12 protein-coding genes are annotated in these 19,210 nt (G+C 71.8%); 4 read left to right on the forward strand and 8 right to left on the reverse strand.

Annotation, left to right across the window (positions count from 1 at the left end):
- Positions 1-3: 3 nt before the first annotated feature.
- A complete protein-coding gene (locus ABD954_RS07435; protein ID WP_345484990.1) occupies positions 4-1,185 on the reverse strand; it encodes an alpha/beta fold hydrolase in 1,182 nt (393 codons plus the stop codon).
- A 335-nt stretch (positions 1,186-1,520) separates the two neighbouring features.
- Between ABD954_RS07435 and ABD954_RS07440 the strand changes: the two genes are divergently transcribed.
- Together ABD954_RS07440 and ABD954_RS07445 are read left to right on the forward strand one after the other, a co-directional pair.
- On the forward strand, positions 1,521-2,747 hold the full coding sequence (locus ABD954_RS07440; protein WP_345484991.1) for a thiolase family protein: 1,227 nt from the start codon (positions 1,521-1,523) through the stop codon (positions 2,745-2,747).
- Complete coding sequence (locus tag ABD954_RS07445) at positions 2,744-4,873, forward strand: 3-hydroxyacyl-CoA dehydrogenase NAD-binding domain-containing protein (RefSeq protein WP_345484992.1); 2,130 nt, start codon at positions 2,744-2,746, stop codon at positions 4,871-4,873. The genes ABD954_RS07440 and ABD954_RS07445 overlap by 4 nt, the downstream gene beginning before the upstream one ends.
- Before the next feature lie 80 nt (positions 4,874-4,953).
- Here ABD954_RS07445 and ABD954_RS07450 read toward each other — a convergent pair whose 3' ends face one another.
- From ABD954_RS07450 to ABD954_RS07475, 6 genes are all read right to left on the reverse strand, one after another.
- Positions 4,954-6,924, reverse strand: a complete 1,971-nt coding sequence (locus tag ABD954_RS07450; protein ID WP_345484993.1) for a hypothetical protein — start codon at positions 6,922-6,924, stop codon at positions 4,954-4,956.
- Positions 6,921-9,017, reverse strand: a complete 2,097-nt coding sequence (locus ABD954_RS07455; protein ID WP_345484994.1) for a glycosyltransferase family 4 protein — start codon at positions 9,015-9,017, stop codon at positions 6,921-6,923. The genes ABD954_RS07450 and ABD954_RS07455 overlap by 4 nt, the downstream gene beginning before the upstream one ends.
- Positions 9,014-10,777: a stealth family protein gene (locus ABD954_RS07460; RefSeq protein WP_345484995.1), complete on the reverse strand. Its 1,764-nt coding sequence runs from the start codon at positions 10,775-10,777 to the stop codon at positions 9,014-9,016. Before ABD954_RS07460 ends, ABD954_RS07455 begins: the two co-directional genes overlap by 4 nt.
- On the reverse strand, positions 10,774-12,390 hold the full coding sequence (locus ABD954_RS07465; protein WP_345484996.1) for a sugar phosphotransferase: 1,617 nt from the start codon (positions 12,388-12,390) through the stop codon (positions 10,774-10,776). The genes ABD954_RS07460 and ABD954_RS07465 overlap by 4 nt, the downstream gene beginning before the upstream one ends.
- A gap of 15 nt (positions 12,391-12,405) precedes the next feature.
- Positions 12,406-13,863, reverse strand: a complete 1,458-nt coding sequence (locus tag ABD954_RS07470) for a stealth family protein (RefSeq protein WP_345492019.1) — start codon at positions 13,861-13,863, stop codon at positions 12,406-12,408.
- A gap of 354 nt (positions 13,864-14,217) precedes the next feature.
- On the reverse strand, positions 14,218-15,945 hold the full coding sequence (locus tag ABD954_RS07475; RefSeq protein WP_345484997.1) for a PLL family lectin: 1,728 nt from the start codon (positions 15,943-15,945) through the stop codon (positions 14,218-14,220).
- Between the two features lie 260 nt (positions 15,946-16,205).
- Between ABD954_RS07475 and ABD954_RS07480 the strand changes: the two genes are divergently transcribed.
- Positions 16,206-17,279 (forward strand): LCP family protein, encoded by a 1,074-nt coding sequence (locus tag ABD954_RS07480; protein ID WP_345484998.1) that lies wholly within the window; start codon positions 16,206-16,208, stop codon positions 17,277-17,279.
- 19 nt (positions 17,280-17,298) lie between these two features.
- Positions 17,299-17,667, forward strand: coding sequence for a PIN domain-containing protein (locus tag ABD954_RS07485; RefSeq protein WP_345484999.1), 369 nt, complete (start codon positions 17,299-17,301; stop codon positions 17,665-17,667).
- Positions 17,668-17,700: 33 nt separating this feature from the next.
- On the opposite strand, the gene ABD954_RS07490 is transcribed toward ABD954_RS07485, so the two are convergent.
- On the reverse strand, positions 17,701-19,179 hold the full coding sequence (locus ABD954_RS07490) for an amino acid permease (protein WP_382746067.1): 1,479 nt from the start codon (positions 19,177-19,179) through the stop codon (positions 17,701-17,703).
- Positions 19,180-19,210 lie beyond the last annotated feature (31 nt).

Here is a 19,210-nt window from a genome sequence, read left to right on the forward strand (position 1 = left end):
TCCTCACTCCTCCAGGAGGGTGAGGGCCCCGTCCTCGTCCCGGGCGTAGCTGCCGGCCTGGGCGCCCTCGACCTTGCCGTGCCTGAGCCAGTGCTCGGACATGGTGTGGAGCAGTTTGGCCTTGCGCTCCCAGACGATCTGGTGGCCGGCGCAGGAGACCCGGATCATCAGCTTCCTGGGCCCCGGGATGTTCCGGTACAGCTCGGGCGTGGAGAAGTACACCAGGCCGAGGTCGGGTGAGGTGTTGATGATCGTGTCGTGCTCGCCGTAGACGATGCAGACGGGCACCTTGTCGCCGAGGACGCCGTGGAGCTTGACCGTGGTCTTGTTCCAGCCCCACCAGTAGGAGTTGCGGATGCGGTTGAGTCCCTCGGGCTGTCCGGGCGTCGGGCCGCCCCAGGCGGCGCCGATTGTGTCGACCGCCATGATCGCCTTCCAGACCTCGTCGACCATGCCGGCCTCGCGCTGGTCCGGGCAGCCCAGGTCCCTGCGCCAGGCGGTGTCGAGTCCGGCCTTGGTGCTGACGGTCATCGGGTAGTCGAAGGCGCCGGCCGGGCCGGTGACGGGCAGGGGCACGGGCGCGTCGAAGTCGGTGCCGGGCTTACTGCTCCGGCCGTTCGGCGGGAAGATCGGTGCCGTCAGGAAGAGGCTGCGCACCTTGCCGGGGTTCTGGATGGCGTAGGGGCCGAGCTGCTGCGCGGCCGCGGACCAGCCGATCAGGTCGATCTTCGTCGCGCCGGTGCGCTGGAGGACGAAGTCGACGACGGTGCCGACCTCGTCCCAGTCGCTCCGGGAGTTGTTCAGTTGCGCCTTGTAGTCCGGCGGGCCGGTGTACGGCGTGGCGTTCGGGTTCGGGCTGAGCAGCGCCCGCTGGGCGGGGGCGGGGCTGACGTTCTTGTGGGTGTCCATCGTCGGCCGGGTGGAGAGGCCCGAGCCCTGGAGCTCCATGATGTAGACGTCGAAGCCCGCCTTCGCGAGCTCGGCCGCCCAGCTGTACTTCTTGTACGGCAGGTCGAAGCCGGCCGCGGCCGGGATGCTGCGGCCGTGCAGCATGAGGACGGGTCTGCGCGGATCGCCGGGGTTGGCGGCCACGTGCTCGCGGACGAAGAGCTTGACCTGGTGTCCCTGGTTGGCCGGGATGGTGGACACGTGGTCCACGTAGAGGTCGTTCACGGTGGGTGGCATGGGCGGCTCCCTGCTCTCGGTCGGACCCGGGGCTGCGGTCGCCCGGGCGTGGACAGGGTCCGCTCGGGCGGGTGCCGGAGGGGGCCGACGTGACCGGGACGGCGGGGCGGCCGACCCGATCGGGTAGGGGGTTCGCTCCGATCGGCCGGGCGTGCGGGAGGGGCGCGCGGGCGCCTCGGGGTAGGGAGTCCGGGTGTGACCTTCACCGCTTGGGGCGGGGGGACTGGGCAGCCTGGTTACCCGCAAGTAGCATGGAGGGAGCAAGCGCGCGCTTAGCCGCGTGCCGGGCAGTGCGCCCGCAGCAGTGCCACCCCGCACCCTGGAGGAGAGCCATCGTGCCTCGTAGCGTCAGGGACGTCGTCTTCGTCGACGGCGTCCGTACCCCGTTCGGCAAGGCGGGCCCGAAGGGCATCTACCACGAGACCCGCGCCGACGACCTCGTCGTGAAGGCCATCCGGGAGCTGCTGCGCCGCAACCCCGGTCTCGACCCGAAGAAGATCGACGAGGTCGCCATCGCCGCGACCACGCAGATCGGTGACCAGGGCCTGACCCTCGGCCGTACCGCCGGCATCCTCGCCGGTCTGCCGCAGTCGGTGCCCGGCTACTCCATCGACCGCATGTGCGCCGGTGCGCTGACCGCCGTGACCTCGGTCGCCGGCTCCATCGCCTTCGGCGCGTACGACGCCGTCATCGCCGGCGGTGTCGAGCACATGGGCCGCCACCCCATGGGCGAGGGCGTCGACCCGAACCCGCGCTTCGTGTCGGAGAAGCTCGTCGACGAGTCCGCCCTCTTCATGGGCATGACCGCCGAGAACCTGCACGACCGCTACCCGAGCATCACCAAGCGGCGCGCCGACGAGTACGCCGTGCGCTCGCAGGAGAAGGCCGCCAAGGCGTACGCCGACGGCAAGATCCAGCAGGACCTGGTGCCGATCTCGGTCCGCCGCACCTCCCCGGAGGGCGGCGAGACCGGCTGGGGCCTGGTCACCGCCGACGAGCCGATGCGTCCGGGCACCACCCTGGAGTCGCTGGCGAACCTGAAGACGCCGTTCCGCGTCCACGGCAACGTCACCGCGGGCAACGCGGCCGGCCTGAACGACGGCGCCACCGCCTCGATCATCGCGTCCGAGGACTTCGCCCGCGAGAACAACCTCCCGGTGAAGATGCGCCTGGTCTCCTACGCCTTCGCCGGCGTCGAGCCCGAGGTCATGGGCTACGGCCCGATCCCGGCCACCGAGAAGGCCCTCGCCAAGGCCGGCCTGACGATCGACGACATCAACCTGTTCGAGATCAACGAGGCCTTCGCCGTCCAGGTCCTCGCCTTCCTGGAGCACTACGGCATCGCCGACGACGACGCCCGCGTCAACCAGTACGGCGGCGCCATCGCGTACGGCCACCCGCTCGCCTCCTCCGGCGTCCGTCTGATGACGCAGCTGGCCCGCCAGTTCGAGGAGCAGCCGGAGGTCCGCTACGGCCTCACCACCATGTGCGTCGGCTTCGGCATGGGCGCCACGGTCATCTGGGAGAACCCGAACCACAAGGACGCCGGAGGCAGCAAGTGAGCACCACCGCAGAGCTTCTGAAGGGCGCCGCCGAGCTCTTCCCGGACGAGGTCGTCACGTCCGCCCACGTACGGCACTTCGAACTCCCCGCGGGTGCGGGCCGGTTCGCGCTGATCACGCTGGACAACGGCTTCGACCACACCAAGCCGACCACCTTCGGCCCGCAGTCGCTCGCCAACCTGAACACGGCGATCGACCAGGTCGAGGCCGAGGCCGCGAACGGTGAGATCGTCGGCGTCGGCATCACCGGCAAGCCGTTCATCTTCGCCGTCGGCGCCGACCTCAAGGGCGTCGAGCTGCTGAAGCGGCACGAGGACGCGCTCGCCATCGGCAAGGGCGGCCACGACGTCTTCAAGCGTCTGTCGAACCTGGCCGTGCCCACCTTCGCGTACTACAACGGCGCGGCGATGGGCGGCGGTGTCGAGGTCGGTCTGCACTGCACCTACCGCACCGTGTCGAAGGCCCTGCCGGCCTTCTCGCTGCCCGAGGTCTTCCTCGGCCTGGTGCCCGGCTGGGGCGGCTGCACGATCCTGCCGAACCTGATCGGCGCGGAGAAGGCCGTCTCGGTCATCATCGAGAACTCGCTGAACCAGAACCGCCAGCTCAAGGGCAAGCAGGTCTTCGAGCTCGGCATCGCCGACGCGATCTTCGAGGGCGCCGACTTCCTGGAGCAGTCGCTGATCTGGACGGCGTCCGTCCTCAAGGGCGACGTCACCGTCGAGCGCCCGGAGATCGACCGCGGCGAGGGCTGGGACCAGGCCGTCGCCAAGGGCCGCTTCGTCGCCGACTCCAAGGTGCACGGCGCCGCCCCGGCCGCCTACCGCGCCCTCGACATCATCGAGGCCGCCAAGGACGGCGACCTGCAGAAGGGCTTCGACGCCGAGGACCAGGCCCTCGCGGACCTGATCATGGGCGGCGAGCTGCGCGCCGGCATCTACGCCTTCAACCTGGTGCAGAAGCGCGCCAAGCGCCCGGCCGGCGCGCCGGACAAGTCGCTGGCCCGCCCGGTCACCAAGGTCGGTGTCGTCGGCGCCGGTCTGATGGCCTCCCAGCTCGCCCTGCTCTTCCTGCGCCGCCTGGAGGTGCCGGTCGTCCTGACCGACATCGACCAGGAGCGCGTCGACAAGGGCGTCGGCTACGTCCACGCCGAGATCGACAAGCTGCTCGGCAAGGGCCGGATCAACCAGGACAAGGCCAACCGCCTGAAGGGCCTGGTCTCCGGTGTCCTGGACAAGGCCGAGGGCTTCGCGGACGCGGACTTCATCATCGAGGCCGTGTTCGAGGAGATGAGCGTCAAGCAGAAGGTGTTCGCGGAGGTCGAGGCGGTCGCCCCGGCGCACGCCATCCTCGCCACCAACACCTCCTCGCTGTCGGTCTCCGAGATGGCCTCGAAGCTCCAGCACCCCGAGCGCGTGGTCGGCTTCCACTTCTTCAACCCGGTCGCGATCCTCCCGCTCCTGGAGATCGTCCGCGGCGAGAAGACCGACGACGCCTCGCTGGCCACGGCCTTCGCCGTCGCCAAGAAGCTGAAGAAGACGGGTGTGCTGACGAAGGACGCCCCGGCGTTCGTCGTGAACCGCATCCTGACCCGCTTCATGGGCGAGATCCAGAACATCATCGACGAGGGCACCCCGGTGGCCACGGCGGAGAAGGCGGTCGAGCCGCTGGGCCTGCCGATGTCCCCGCTGGTCCTCCTGGAGCTCGTCGGCCCGGCCATCGGTCTGCACGTCTCCGAGACCCTGAACCGCGCCTTCCCGGAGCGCTTCAAGGTCTCCCCCAACCTGAAGGCGGTCGTCGAGGCCGGCAAGCGCGGCTTCTACGTGTACGACTCCGGGAAGCCGGAGCTCGACCCCGAGGTCGCCGCGCTCCTGAAGCAGGGCGACACCGTCCTGACCGAGGAGCAGGCCCGCGACCGGGTCCTGGACGCGGTGGCCCAGGAGATCGGCCTGATGCTGGAGGAGGGTGTCGTCGCCGAGGCGCAGGACATCGACCTGTGCCTGATCACGGGCGCGGGCTGGCCCTTCCACCTGGGCGGCATCACGCCGTACCTGGACCGCGAGGGCGTCTCCGAGCGCGTCAACGGCAAGCGGTTCCTGGCGCAGGGCGTGGCGAGCGTCCCGGCGTAACCGCGAGCGCGCGAGCGCACCGACGCGGACGGGCCGTACGGAAGGATTCCGTACGGCCCGTCCGTCCGTGCGCGGCGCCGTCAGAACACCCGGACCGGGCCCAGCGGGCCGCCGGGGCCGGGGACGAGCTGCCGGTGGACGTGCAGCCGGCCGTCGGTGCCGATGGCGGTGATCACCAGCGAGCCGTTCGCGTCGAGCGCCATCGCCGGGGCGTGGGTCAGCATCTCGCCGCGTTCGCGCCAGTGCGCGCCGGACACGTCCTTGTCGGGCAGCGGCATCGAGACGACCAGGCGCCCGCGCGAGCCCCGGTGTGCCAGGTACGCCTCACGCGCGCCGCGTTCGGGCGCCCACAGCGCGGCGATCGCGCCGGTGCCGCCGTGTCCGCCGACGCCCGCCCCCGAGCCGGGCCAGCGTCCGTTGTCGTGCTGGCGATAGGCCATGACCTGTCCGGTGGCCGCCTCGCGGAAGTACAGACAGGTGCGCCCGCCACCGGAGTTGACGGCGGTGATGCCGCCGGTGGCGACCTTGCCGGTGGTCAGCGTGTCGTCCCGGACGAACGCCCCGCCGACGTCGTTCTGGTGGAACCGGTGGACGGAGCCCTTGCCGGGCACGTACAGCTCGATCGCGCCCAGCTCGTTGCACAGGGCGGTGCCGGCGTCCTGGACGAACGAGCCGCCGAGGTCCTCCCACGGACCCCAGGCGCCGTGCTCGGTCTGGCGGCGCGTGCTGACGCCCTGCCCGAAGTTGCGGACGAAGACGTGGAGCCGGCCGGTGCCGTCGACGGCGGCGGACGGGACGCCCATCTCGCGCTGGTGGCGCCGGTCGGTGTGGTGCCAGTCCGGGTTCTCCAGGCTCTCCCAGTCGTAGAAGCCGTTGCCCTCGGGGTCCTGCATGGTGTGGACGAGGTCGACGTTCACGTCGCCGCCCGGCACGTGCTGACGGCGCAGGGCCACGACGTGGGCCGGGCCGCCCGGCCGGCCGGCCACCGCCAGGGTCGGGGAGATCCAGCCCTCGCCCACGAGGAAGGGGCCGCGCCAGTCGCCGGTGCCGGGTCCGGTCTCCGACCAGAAGGCCAACCGGCCGCCGAGGACGCCGAAGGCGTTGAGCCGCCCGCCGGGTCCGAGCCGCAGCCAGTTGGCGTCGGGCGAGTAGCGGTAGGCGGCGCTGCGCATGTGGGTGCTGCGGTACGGGTTGGTGCCGAGCTGACGGTCGCCGCACTCGTCGCAGGTGCCCTGCGGGCACGCGGTGGCGTCGAGTCCCGCGTACGTCGCCAGGTACTGGGCCTTCTCGGTGAGGGCGGTCGCGTCCAGGTTGTATCCCCAGAAGCGGTTCGAGTAGGCACGGAAGTGCTCCACGACCGGGATCACCTGGGCGCCGGCCCGGTAGCGCTCCAGCGCGGCGAGCGCGAACTGGGTGGTGGCGGTGTGGTCGAGGTGGTCCGACATCACGAACCCCTGCTTGCCGCCGTCGTGTTCGGGGTCGGGGTCCATGGTGCGGACGGTGGTCGGCCGGGCGTAGGCGAGGAGGGTCACGAGACCGCCGATGACCTGGTCGCGCGAGATGTGCTGCACCTCGGTGAGGACGGAGCCGCGGACCGGGAGCGTGGGCTGGGTGGCCGTCCGGCCGGCCCACAGGTCGGTGATCCGGGCGCGGGTGCCCTCCGGGGTGGCGGCGCTCATGTGCAGCTGGCAGAAGAACATCTGCACCCGCTCGTCGGCCGCCAGGACGAAGCGTTCGACCGCGAAGCCGGGCACGAGGTCGACGACGTCACGGTTCCACGGGCTGTTCCGGTCACCGGTCGTCATCCGCGCGTAGGCGGAGCGCAGACCGCAGCCGCGGGCGGTGCTGTAGCCGGAGAAGTCCGGCGGCAGCGAGGCACGCCGCGGGTTGTCGGTGTCGGCGTTGATCCCGTCGCCCTCGCCCGCGGTGAGGACGACGGTGGTGATCCGGTCGCCGTCCTGGAGGGCCCGCACCAGGTCCGGGTTCATGAAGTACAGGTCGTCGTCCTGGTGGGCGACGACGTGCAGGATCGAGCGTGCGTCGTGGTTCATCGGTCCACCACGTTCATGGCCATGGCTCCAGACACTGAGCAGTAGGGACGGACCCGTACGGGTCGGGTGGGGTGTACGACGACGAAACGGGACGCCTCGTCGGCTACCGGAACGGCCGGGTAGGCGTAGGCGCCCTTGACGTCCGGGAAGTCCTCGAAGAGGTGGCAGACGCGGACCTTGCGCCGGTCGCCGGGGGTGGGTTGCAGCCACCAGTCCCAGTCCTCCCAGCGCTCCAGCCGGTCGTCGACGACCTGGCGCAGCGGAACCTCCGCGTGGAAGGTGCGCTCGTCGAGGGCGTGGGCGGGTACGGAGACCTCGGCGCGGTGGTGTCCGCGGCGCACCAGAACGAAGCGGGCGCCGGGGCGGACGGGCCGCTCGGCGCAGAAGACGCCGCTGACGGTGATCGAGTCGTCGGTGATCGCGATGCCGGTGCACTCGGCGTGCTCGGTGCGCAGGATGGTGCGCAGCATGAGCTTGCCGTTCGGCTGGGCGTAGGGCAGGTTCCAGACGACGGGGGCGCCGGCCGGGGACGCGAGGAGGCGTTCGCGTGCCGTGATGAGGGCCCGGGTGTCGCGGATGCCGGCCTTCATGTGCACGGTCTCGCCCTTGGCGGAGACCATGGTGACGCGCCAGCGGCCGTCACCGAGGACGTCGAGGGCGGAGGGGGTGACGGCCGCCGTGTAGCGGGTGGCGCCGGACGGCAGCGTCCTGCGCGTGGTCCGCAGGGGCAGGTCGGGCAGCCGGCGGCCGGCGCCGGGGTTCTGCCGCAGCTGGAAGGTCCAGCGGTGCTTGCCGTCGTCGGGGCCGTCGGCGGTGAACCGCAGCCAGCCGGAGTCGTCGGCGATGGTGTGCACGAGAGTGGTCTTGATGGTGGTGGGCGGGGCGCTGCCGCCGGGACCGCGCTGCAGGGTCTTGCGGGACGGCCGGCGGTACTTGGGTTCGGCGGCGGCCCTGCGTTCGGCGGCCTCTTCGAAGAGCCGGAGGTAGCGGTCGGCGATGACGGTGGGGTCGTAGCGGGCCGAGTTGTGCAGGGCGGCCGCGCCCATGGCGCCGCGCAGCGCGTCGTCCCCCATCAGCCGGCGCAGGCCGGCGGCGACGGCCTCGGTGTCCCCGTTGGGCACGAGCAGGCCGTCCTCGCCGTCGCGGAGGATCTCGCGGGGGCCGACGGGGCAGTCGGTCGAGACCACGGGCAGGCCGCAGCGCATGGCCTCGACCAGGGTCATGCCGAAGGACTCGGCGCTGGAGGTCACCGCGGCGATGGAGCCCTTGGCCCATTCCGACTCGATCGGCGAGAAGCCTCCCATGAGCAGGGCCCGCCCGGTCAGCCCGAGTTCGGTGACGAGGGCACGGACCTTGCCCGCCTCGGCGCCGTCGCCGTAGATCCGCAGCTGCCAGTCCGGGAACTCGTCGGCGACCTGCCCGAAGGCCCGGACCAGCAGGTCGTAGCGCTTGACGGGGTGCATGCGGCCGGCGCTGACGACGACCTTGCGGGTGCCGTCGGAGGGGGTGACGACGGGCTGGGGCACGCTGTTGGGGATGCCCGTCACCGGTACGCCGGCGATGGGGGTGTTCTCCATGAAGGAGCGGGCGTCGGCGTCGGTCACGGTGGTGATGGCGTCGAGGCGCGGATAGACCCGGGCCATCTCCTCGCGTACGGCGAGGGGGATGGCCAGGTGGGTCATGTGCTCCTGGGCTACGCGCAGGACCGAGTCGCGGGTGAAGCGGGCGACGAAGAGGTTCAGGCTCGGCCGGGTGCCGACGACGACGTCCGCGTCGGTCTTCTTCAGGTGGTTGATGATGCGTTCGTCGGACAGTCTGCTGTACTGCGCGTAGAACTCCTCCTGGCGCGGGACGACGGAGCTCGGCTCGTCGAGGCCGTCCGCGCCCCGGTCGGCGCCGCTGCCCGCCCGCAGGTCGACCAGGGCCCGCACGGTGACCTGAGGGGAGATCTCGAACTTGGTGGTACCGGCGCGGCGGAAGACGGAGACGATCTCGACCTCGTGCCGGGCGGACAGCGCCTCGGCCAGGTTGATCACGGTCCGGTTGGTGCCGCCGATGCCGTAGATGTTGTTGATGAGGAAGGAGACCTTCATCGTTCCTGGGGCTCCTTCAGCTCGAAGGCACTGGGGATCGGGTAGTAGGCGCGCAGGAACCGGGTGAGCATGGCCGCCTGGCGAGCGACGTCCTGTCCGTCGGAGAGGGTGTCGTTGATGCAGAAGGCCTGCCGGTCGCGGCGGGCGAGCAGGATGCCGAAGCGCCGCTCGATCTCCCGCTTGGCGAGGTCGAGGTAGGCGAAGCGGATGTCGGAGGGCACCGCGCGCCCGGTGAAGTACGCGTAGTAGTGGTAGAGCGACGACGGGATGGAGATGTCGGTGGCGCTGCGGAAGCGGCTCATGGTGGTCGCCCGGTGCTGCTCGGCGAAGGCCCGCTCGATCTCGAAGAGCACGCTGCGGCGCAGCGGGTAGGGCGCGTGCCGCATCTTCTGCACGATGGAGGAGCCGAAGCTCGCCTCCAGGATCCTGCGGTTGTTCTTGCCGGCGGCGTCCACCGGCCGGTCGCCGAGGTGCAGGTCCCACTGGGGCACCTGCGAGGGGGACAGGAAGATCCGCGTCATCCCGTTGGACAGGAAGAAGTCCTGAGCCGTCACGGGGCTGCCGAGGAACATGTCGTCGTTGAAGTACAGGAACTGCTCGGAAAGACCGTCGATGTGGTGCAGCCGGCTCTCGATGGCGTGCGAGTTGAAGGTGGGCAGCGCCTGCGGGTCGTCGAAGATCTCCGTGTGGTCGACCACCCGGATGCGCGGGTGGTTCGGGTCGAGCCAGCGCGGCCGCTGCCGGTCGGTGACCAGGTAGATCCGCCGCACCCAGGGTGCGTGCTGCTCCAGGGACCGCAGGGAGTAGCGCAGTTCGTCGCGGCTGATGTAGCGGGCGGCGTTGGCGGACTCCTCGTGGTAACCGCCGGCACCGTACTGCCTGCGCCGTTCCTGCCATGCGGGGTCGTTGCCGTCCACCCAGGTGTAGACGGCGTCCACGGGGAAGCGGACGTCCTCGGGCAGCGGCGTGGCGCAGGGCGCGATGGTGCGCACGGTGCGGGTGCGGCGGCCGTGCAGCGCGGCGAAGCCGGTGAGCCTGCTGATGGGTACGTGGACGCGGGGGGCGTCGGCCGCCACGTCCTCGGTGACCCGGTTGGGGCGGGGGGCGACGAGACGGCCCGCTTCGGGCACCCAGAACTCGATGTCGCATCCGTATTCGAGGCCGAGCGAGAGGGTGCCGCCCGGGTCGCGCCACACCATGCCGACGCGGATGACGGAGGACTCGGCGGTCACGCGCCGGCCGCTGCGCGCGCCGACCAGTGCCGGACGGCCGTAGGTCTGGCCGCCGAGCCAGCGGGCGACGTAGACGGGGGCTTGCTCGCCCGCCCGGGTCAGTGCCTCGACGACCCGGGCCCGGTCGGCCAGGGACACGGCGAGGCAGGCGCGGAACTCGGAGCTGCCGCGGACCGCGAAGTGGTCGACGCCGACGGCGTCGAGCGCCGAGGCGACCAGTTCGAGGTTGCCCTCGCGCAGGCCGAGCGGGGACGCGGTGGGGCGGACCAGCGCGATCAGGGCCCCACGGTCGACGAGGGTGGCGAGCCGCTCGCCGCCGGCGAACAGGGCGGGCCAGCGGCGCCGGGCGCGCAGCGCGCGCAGGGCACGGGTGAGTCCGACGCCGAGCTGGAGCCGGCGCAGCAGCCGCTTGACGAGCGTGCGCAGGCGCATCGGGACGCGCCGGGCGATGCCCCGGCGCAGTGAGGTGGGCAGCAGGGCACGGTATGCCCCGACCGCGGAGGAGGCCTCGGGGTTCAGTGCGGTCATCTGCGGGCGTCTCCTTCCTCGTCGTCCCGGTGCTCGAAGGGGCTCTCCACGGGGAAGTAGCGCCGGAGGAAGGTGAGAACGGCGGCGGTGCCGCCGCGTCCGCGCGCGTCGGGGCTGTCGAGGCCGAAGAGCTGGAACTGCTGGACGTCCCTGCGGACCAGGAGCCGTTCGAGCCAGCGCTGGACGCCGGGCATGGCCGCGTGCAGGGCGATGGTGGTCTCGCCGGAGGGTTCCGCCAGACCGGCGCAGTGGGCGGAGTGGTGGACGATGCCGTCGAGCGGGTGGGTGCCGGTCAGCTGGGGCGCCGTCTGGGTGTCGACGGCGTACTCGGTCCAGTCGTAGCCGTCGGCGAGCGCGGCGAGGACCGTGCGGGTGTACGGCTGGGGCCCGCTGCCGTAGCCGTGGGCCACGGCCCGGGTGGTGAAGGAGAAGGCGGTCGCGGTCCAGGGCGCGGTGGCCTCCTCGGCCGTCCACGGGCCGCGCCGGGGGCGGGTGCCGCCCATCGGGGTGAAGAAGTCGAAGGGCCGTACCGGGCGGGCGAGGACCGCGCCGGGCCGGAACAGCAGGAAGTGCTCCGCGAGGTCGGGCAGGTCGTGCAGGTGCGCCTCGGCGTCGCGGCCGGCGGAGTGGACGGTCAGCCAGTCGCTGCGCCGGACCCACTGGGGCAGCGGCGCGAGGGCGACCACGTGGACGATGTCGGTCCAGGGGGCGTACTGGTGGAGGGAGCGCAGGGTGGCCCGGAGCAGTTCCTCGGCCCAGGGGCCGGTGTGCTGCCAGAGGACGACGGCGTCGACGGCGAAGGTGACCTCCTCGACCCGGACGATGTCGAAGTGTTCGCGGGTCCTGGTCTGCTCCGCCGATCCGGCGAGTTCGGCGTAGCCGGTGAGCCGGTGGTGGTCGGCGCCGATCACGGGGCCGTCCACCGGCACGACCCGCTGCACCCGGTTGGGGCGCGGGCCGACGAGCCGGGGGGTGGGCAGGTCGGTGTTGAGGTTCCAGAACTCGATCTCGACGCCCTGGTTCTCGCCGATCCACAGGGAGTGGGTGGGCTCGGTGCGCAGCCACACCACCCGGATCACGCGGGCCTTGCCGAAGTGCTTCCACGCCTTGAGGTGGCTGCCGGGGATCTGGGCGGCGGAGTTGTCCGCGGGCGACACCGAGGTGAGGTATCCGGTCTGCTCCTCCAGCAGGGCGCGCAGCACCCGCCGTACGGCCGGCTTGTGCTCCTTCGGTACGGCGAGGGCGGTGCGGCGGTCGTCGAGCGGCGGCACGGCGAACCAGGGGACGCCGGCCATGTCGAGGGCGGCGGTCACCAGGTCGTGGTCGAGTCGGCGGGCGCGGTCGGCGGTGAGGCGTGCGTGGACGTGGGCCACGCGGCCGTCGGGGGCGAGCGTGCGGCCCTCGGGCCGGTGGGTGAAGCCGGCGTCCCGCACCTGCCGGAGGCTGCGCCGGTGCAGGCGTGACTCGCGTTCGGCCAGGGTGCGGGCGAGCCTGGACTTGACCTTGCGGCGGACCTGGGGCGGTACCCGGCTGGCGGCGACGGCGCGCAGCGGCTGGGGGACGACCTTCTGGTAGACGCCGGCGGCGGAGCTCATGGACCCCGGTTCAGACATGACGACGGTTCCTGTTCACCGCTCGAAGGGGCTGGGGGTCGGGAAGTAGGCGTTGAGGAAACCGTCGAGCAGTTCCTGCTGCGCCTCCAGGTCCTCCGGGGTGGAGAAGGCGTCGTTGAGGCAGAACGAGTCCTGGTCGCGGCCGTCGAGGAGCCGCTGCAGCCGGTCCGCGAGGTCGGGCACGGCGAGCTGGAGGTAGGTGAAGGGCATCGAGCCCGGCTGGGCGCGTCCGGTCAGGGCCGCGTAGTAGAGCGCGAAGGAGGAGGTGGGCGACAGGTCGGTCATCGCCCGGAAGCGGCTGGCCGAGGTCCTGGCCCATGCCTCCGGGAAGTCGGCCTCCGCCTCGTACATGGCGCTGCGCCGCAGGGCGTAGGGGATGTGCTCCATCGGCTGGGTGATCACCCGGCCGAAGCGGGCCTGGAGCAGTGCGCGGTTGTTCTTGCAGGCGGCGTCGACGGGGGTGTCGGTCTCGACGACCGGGCCCTGCGGGATGCGGTTGCGGGACGGGAAGTAGCGGGCGGTGCCGGTGGGGGTGAAGAAGGCGTGCGGTGCGACGGGCCGCCCGATGAACATGTCGTCGTTGAAGTAGAGGAAGTGCTCGGCGAGGCCGTCGATGTGGTGCAGCTGGCTCTCGATGGAGTGCGAGTTGAACGTCGGCAGGTCGGAGGGGTTCGCGAAGATCTCGCGGTGGCTGACCACCCGGATGCCGGGCACGTCCTCGCGCAGCCAGGCGGGCACCTGGTCGTCGGTGACGATGTAGATCGTCCGGATCCAGGGGGCGAAGAGGTGGAGCGACCGGACGGAGTAGCGCAGTTCGTCGCGGCTGATGAAGCGGGCGTCGCTGGCGGATTCCGCGTGGTAGATCTCGCCCTTGGCGGTGGCCTTGCGTTCCTTCCACGCCGGGTCCTGGCCGTCGACCCAGGTGTAGACGGCGTCGACGGGGAAGGAGATGTCCTCGACGGAGGGGACGAGGAACTCCGGCCGGGTCATGAGCGCCGGCGCGTCGACGGCGGGCGTGTGGTCGGAGACGAAGCGGCTGAACAGCCGGGCCGCGCCTCCGACGTTGACGCCGTCGGCGGCGACGGACCAGGTGACCCGGTTGGGCCGGGGGGCGACGAGTCGGTCTCCCCGGCGGCTCCAGAACTCGATGGTGCCGCCGTACTCGTGGCCGAGGACCAGGTGTCCGCCCGGGTCGGTCTGGAGCCAGCTCAGCCGGACGGCGACCGCGGTGCGGACGTCGCGCCAGGCGCGGGGGTCCTTGCTGGGGACCGGCCGCGCGGGCACGACCGGGTCCGGGCCGTACACGGTGAGGTGGCCCGGGTACGTCGTCAGGTAGCGGAAGAGACCGCCGAGCACGCGCTCCCGGTCGTCCTCGGCGACGGCCACGACGGTGCCGTGGTCGGTCGTGCCGCGGACGGCGAAGTAGGGGACGCCGACGTGCTCCAGGAGCTCGGCGACGGCGTCCCGGTTCATCTCCCTGGCGGCGAGCGGACGCACCCGGGGGTTGACGTACGCCTCGTCGCCGGTGTCACCTACGGGGACCCTGAGGGACGGCACCTGTGGAACGCCACCGGTGTCCGCGCTCGTCCCGCCCTCGGTCAGCGCCTCCGCCACCTGCCCGGGCACGGTCATGAGCTCCTCCCCCTCCCTCCTGCTGTGTCCAGCGATCCGCGGCCGCCGCCGGACGTCCGGAAGCGGTGCGGGACAACGAATGAAGATAAATCGATAAAAACGGGGCGCCATTGCCCCGTCTCGTGGAGCCGCGTGCGCTCCGGCCGGCCGCAGCCTCCCCTGCCGCGTCGGCGTGTTCCCCTCCCCGTGTTCCTGTCAGACGGTCATCCATCGGCCGAGGAGCAGTCCTGGCACGGCGGTGTCCTGACGGGCCACCCGCAGCCGGCCGTCCGGATCGAGCGAGGCGACGACGATCCTGCCGTACGCGTCGACGGCGGCGGCCGGTTCGCGGACCCCCTGCCCGCCGGTCCGCTCCCACCAGACGTCGACGGGCTCGTGGTCCGTCGCGAAGGCGGCGACGGCGGTCTCGCCGTCGGGGGCGCGCTGCAGCAGCACCGTGCAGTCGTATCCGTCGATCGCGTGCCGCACGAGAGTCGTCCCCGCTCCCCCGACACCGCCGATCCGGGTCGTCACGCCATCGGTGCGCAGCGCCCACAGGGCACCGTCACGGAGGTCGGAGCCGTACACCGTGACCCGGCGGGGGCCGGTCGGCTGCGCGGCCAGGGACGATCCGGGGACCGGCAGCAGGGGCAGCAGGTGCGGACTGCGCACCAGGTCCGTCCCGGCGGAGTCGGGTGCGCGGTGCCAGCGGATCACGCCTTCCTCGGAGGGGGCGTACACCTCCGGCCGGCCCTGCTCGTCGAGCACGGCGGCGAGTCCGTCGGTCACGCCCGCGCCGCCGCGGTCGACCCACGGCCCCCACGAACCGTTCCTCGCCTGCGTCCTGGAGCTGACGCCCCGCCCGAAGTTGCGGGCGAAGAGGTGCGGGCTGCCCTCCGCGTCCACGATCACGCAGGGGACGCCGACCTCGCGGCTCTTGACCGGATGGTCGCCGTTGGGGCTGCCGAGGGAACGCCACTGGCCGACCGGTCGCCCGGTCTGGTACTGCACCGCGTGCATGACCTCGACCCGGGCCCCGCCGCCCCGGGCCGGGGTGCGGCGGAGGGAGACCAGGTGGACCCAGCCCTCCGGGCTCTGCGCCACCGACAGGACGGGCAAGAGGGACGGAGTGCCGGGCAGTTGCTCGACGGTCCAGCCGGGCCCGCCGGGCTCGGTCTCGGTCCAGCGCGCGACTCCGCCGCCGACGGCGGCGTACGCGGTGAGCCGGCCGTCCGCGCCACGCGTCAGCCAGAGCCGGCGGCCGGCGTAGCGCGGCACTCCCAGGGCGCGCGTGGCGGGAGCGTCGCAGGCCCCGGTGGCGCGGAAGCACTCCACCACGAGGCCCGTCGCGTCCGCGGCACCGGCGCGCAGCCGTACGGCTTCGAGCGCGGCCTGCGCCACGGCGGCGTGCTCCGGGTGGTCGACGTGGGTGGCGGTCTCGCCGTCCCAGGCGACATGGCCGGGGTCGGGGTCGGTGGTGCGCAGAACCGATGCCGGGAAACGTTCCAGCAGGGCGAGGACCCGGCCGGTGAGCTCGGCCGCCGCCTCGGGGCGCGACACCTCGGCGGCGTCCGCGAAGCAGACCTCGACACGGGGCGCCGAAGCGAGGGTGTGGACCTCCAGAGCCGTGCCGTCGGCGAGCCGTTCCCCGCGCCGGTGCCAGGGCTCACCCCGGCCCAGCGCGTCGAGCAGGTGCGCGGCGGCGTCCGGACCGCCGGGTGCGAGGCTCACGACGGTGAGCGACCGGCCGGGGTCGGCCAGGGGGTCCTGGACGTCGGCCCGGGTGACCGTCAGGGCGTCGGCGGGGTGGGCGACGAGGTGCAGCACACGGCTCCGGTCGGCGGTGACGGGGCCGGCGGAACGCCCGGCGTCGGTCCGGCGGAGGGTACGACGGCGCCCGCGGTCCGCCGACCGCCGTTCACCCTGGGTACGCCCCCGGCTCACCGAACCGCTCCTCACATCTCACTTCACAGCCCCCTCACATTACACACACCGCACGGCCTCCTTCCGTTGAGGAAGGAACTATTTTCGTGACGTAGGCAACCGTTCGGGCGCCGAGCGCATCCGCTTCCCGCCCCAGTCGAAAATCTGTCTATAGTGCGGGGTCAGCCACCTGTTGTCCGTGGACCGGCACCCCCCCACCCGAGTCCCCACCAACGCCGACCGCCCGTCACGGGGCCCTTGAGCAGAGGACTCGCGCCGCAATGAGCGACACCACCACGACCGGACGCACGCGCCGGAGCCGACGGGGCGGCTCCCGTGGAGGGGGGCGGCTGGGGCGGAAGATCGCGCTGACGCTGCTCGTCCTCCTCCTCGCCGCCGGCGGCACCGCCTACTGGATGTACGCCAGCATCGACGGCAACATCAAGGCCGCCGTCGACCTCGACAAGGAGCTCGGCGACAACCGCCCGCCGAAGGCCCCCATGTCGGGACAGAACCTGCTGGTGCTCGGGTCCGACTCGCGGGCCGGGGCCAACGGCGCGCTGGACGGGGCGGCCGTGAGCGGGGCGCGGTCGGACACCGCGCTCGTGGTGCACATACCCGAGGGCCGGTCGAGCGCCGTGGCGGTGAGCATCCCCCGCGACACGCTGGTGACCCGGCCGGAGTGCGACCGCAAGGGCGGCGGGACCGCCCCCTCCGCCCAGCGCGTGATGTTCAACTCGGTGTACGCGCAGTACGGACCGGCCTGCGTGATGAAGACCGTCGAGAAGATGTCCGGCGTCCGGCTCGACCACTACCTGGAGATCGACTTCGCCGGGTTCAAGGACCTGGTCGACGCCATCGGCGGGGTGACCGTCGACATCGAGGAGCCGATCAAGGACAGCAGGTCCGGCCTCGACCTCGCCACCGGTCCCCAGCGCCTCGACGGCACCCAGTCCCTCGCCTTCGTCCGCACCCGCTACGGGGTCGGCGACGGCAGCGACCTCGGCCGCATCGGCAACCAGCAGAAGTTCCTCACCGCCCTGCTGACCGAGGTCAAGAAGCAGGACCTGCTGGGCAGCCCGGCCAAGACGTACGAGATCGCCGACTCGATGACCAAGGCGCTCACCACCGACTCGGAGCTGGCCTCCCTGACCGCGCTGAGCGACTACGCCCGCAGCCTCGACGGCGTCGACCCGGCCAACATGGAGACGGTCATGCTCCCGGTGGCCTACGACAAGCGCGACCCCAACCGGGTCGTCGCCTACGAGCCCAACGCCTCCCGGCTGTGGAAGGCGATCCGCGAGGACCTCACCATCCCGGACGAGGTGCGCAAGTCCCCTGCCACCGGCGGCTGAGCCGGGGCATCCTGAGGGCATGACACGTCCCCTGCTCGTCGTCGACGGCGCCAATGTCGTGGGCTCGGTCCCCGACGGCTGGTGGAAGGACCGCCGCGGCGCCGCCGAGCGGCTGCGCGACCGGCTCGCCGAGCGCGGCGGCCCCGAGGACGGGCCGTTCACCGGCCCGTACGAGATCGTCCTGGTCGTGGAGGGCCGGGCCCGTGGCGTGGCCTCCGTCCCGGGCGTACGGGTCGAGGAGGCGACGGGCAGTGGTGACGACCTGATCGCGGAACTGGCCCGGAACGCGGCCGGCCGGCCGTGCCTGGTGGTCACGGCCGACCGGGAGCTGCGCCGGCGGGTCGAGGAGTCCGGCGCCGTCTGCGCGGGGCCGCGCAGTCTGCCGTAGGACGCTGCCCGTCGCGTCCCGAAGGGCGCCTCGTCAGTACTTCGCGTCGGCGCCCATCCGGCCCAGGCGGCTGTGGCTGCGTCCGTACAGGAAGTAGACGACGATGCCGATCGCCATCCACACGGCGAAGCGGAACCACGTCTCGCCCGGCAGGTTGAGCATCAGCCAGAGCGAGGCCGCGATGGACAGGATCGGCAGCACCGGCACCCAGGGGGTGCGGAAGGCGCGGTGCAGGTCCGGGCGGGTGCGGCGCAGGATGATCACGCCGGCGGCGACCATCACGAAGGCGAAGAGGGTGCCGATGTTCACCAGGGTCGCCAGCTCGTTGATGCTGGTGAACCCGGCGACGATCGCGATGACGACGCCGAGCAGGATGGTGGGGCGGTACGGGGTCTTGAACCTCGGGTGCGTCACGGAGAAGAAGCGGGGCAGCAGTCCGTCGCGGCTCATCGCGAAGAAGACGCGGGTCTGGCCGAGCAGCAGGATCAGACAGACCGTGGTGAGGCCGACGGCGGCGCCGAAGCTGATGACGCCCGCGTAGAACGGATGCCCGACCGACTTGAACGCGTCGGCGAGCGGGGCGCTGGTGGACAGCTCGGTGTAGTGCTGCATGCCGGTGACGACCAGCGCCACCGCCACGTACAGCACGGTGCAGATGAGGAGCGAGCCGAGGATGCCGCGGGGCATGTCGCGCTGCGGGAGCTTGGTCTCCTCGGCTGCGGTGGCGACCACGTCGAAGCCGATGAAGGCGAAGAAGACGACGGAGGCGGCCGTGAAGATGCCCATGACGCCGAAGTTGGTCGGCTCGTAGCCGAACAGCAGCTGCACCAGGGGCGAGTCCCAGTTGGAGCCGCCGCCCTCCGGAGTGACGGCGTCCGGGATGAACGGCTTGTAGTTGTCGCCGACGACGAAGAACAGGCCCGCGATGATGACGATCATCACCACGGTCACCTTGATGGCGACGACCAGGGCGGTGATCCGGGCGGACAGCTTCATGCCCACGACGAGGATCGCGGTCAGCACCAGCACCAGGAAGAACGCGAGGATGTCGAAGGTTCCGCCCGGTGCGTCGGGGCCTTCCATCCAGGCCGGTAGGTGCCAGCCCGCGTTGTCCATGAGGGAGCGCACGTATCCGGACCAGCCGACGGCGACGACGGCGGTGCCGAGGGCGAACTCCAGGACGAGGTCCCAGCCGATGATCCAGGCGGGCAGCTCGCCGATGGAGGCGTACGCGAAGGTGTAGGCCGAGCCGGCCACCGGGACGGTCGAGGCGAACTCCGCGTAGCACAGGGCGGCGAGCGCGCAGACGATGCCCGCGGCGACGAAGGCGAGCGCCGTGGCGGGGCCCGCGTTCTCCTTGGCGACCTTGCCGGTGAGGACGAAGATGCCGGTGCCGATGATGACGCCGACGCCGAAGACGGTCAGATCCCAGGCGGAGAGGGATTTCTTGAGCGCGTGCTCCGGTTCCTCCGTGTCACGGATCGACTGTTCGACCGTTTTCGTCCGGAACATCCCGGAATTCGCGCGTGGCTGCTGGTCCGTA

The organism is Streptomyces roseoviridis (assembly GCF_039535235.1).
GTDB lineage: Bacteria > Actinomycetota > Actinomycetes > Streptomycetales > Streptomycetaceae > Streptomyces > Streptomyces roseoviridis.

What these genes read in the sequence shown, in the direction of transcription:
- ABD954_RS07465 (WP_345484996.1), bottom strand. Translation starts at nt 12,390, where the DNA reads ATGTCTGAACCGGGGTCCATGAGCTCCGCCGCCGGCGTCTACCAGAAG.
- ABD954_RS07490 (WP_382746067.1), bottom strand. Translation starts at nt 19,179, where the DNA reads ATGTTCCGGACGAAAACGGTCGAACAGTCGATCCGTGACACGGAGGAA.
- ABD954_RS07450 (WP_345484993.1), bottom strand. Translation starts at nt 6,924, where the DNA reads ATGAACCACGACGCACGCTCGATCCTGCACGTCGTCGCCCACCAGGAC.
- ABD954_RS07470 (WP_345492019.1), bottom strand. Translation starts at nt 13,863, where the DNA reads ATGAACCGGGACGCCGTCGCCGAGCTCCTGGAGCACGTCGGCGTCCCC.
- ABD954_RS07455 (WP_345484994.1), bottom strand. Translation starts at nt 9,017, where the DNA reads ATGAAGGTCTCCTTCCTCATCAACAACATCTACGGCATCGGCGGCACC.
- ABD954_RS07485 (WP_345484999.1), top strand. Translation starts at nt 17,299, where the DNA reads ATGACACGTCCCCTGCTCGTCGTCGACGGCGCCAATGTCGTGGGCTCG.
- ABD954_RS07480 (WP_345484998.1), top strand. Translation starts at nt 16,206, where the DNA reads ATGAGCGACACCACCACGACCGGACGCACGCGCCGGAGCCGACGGGGC.
- ABD954_RS07460 (WP_345484995.1), bottom strand. Translation starts at nt 10,777, where the DNA reads ATGACCGCACTGAACCCCGAGGCCTCCTCCGCGGTCGGGGCATACCGT.
- ABD954_RS07435 (WP_345484990.1), bottom strand. Translation starts at nt 1,185, where the DNA reads ATGCCACCCACCGTGAACGACCTCTACGTGGACCACGTGTCCACCATC.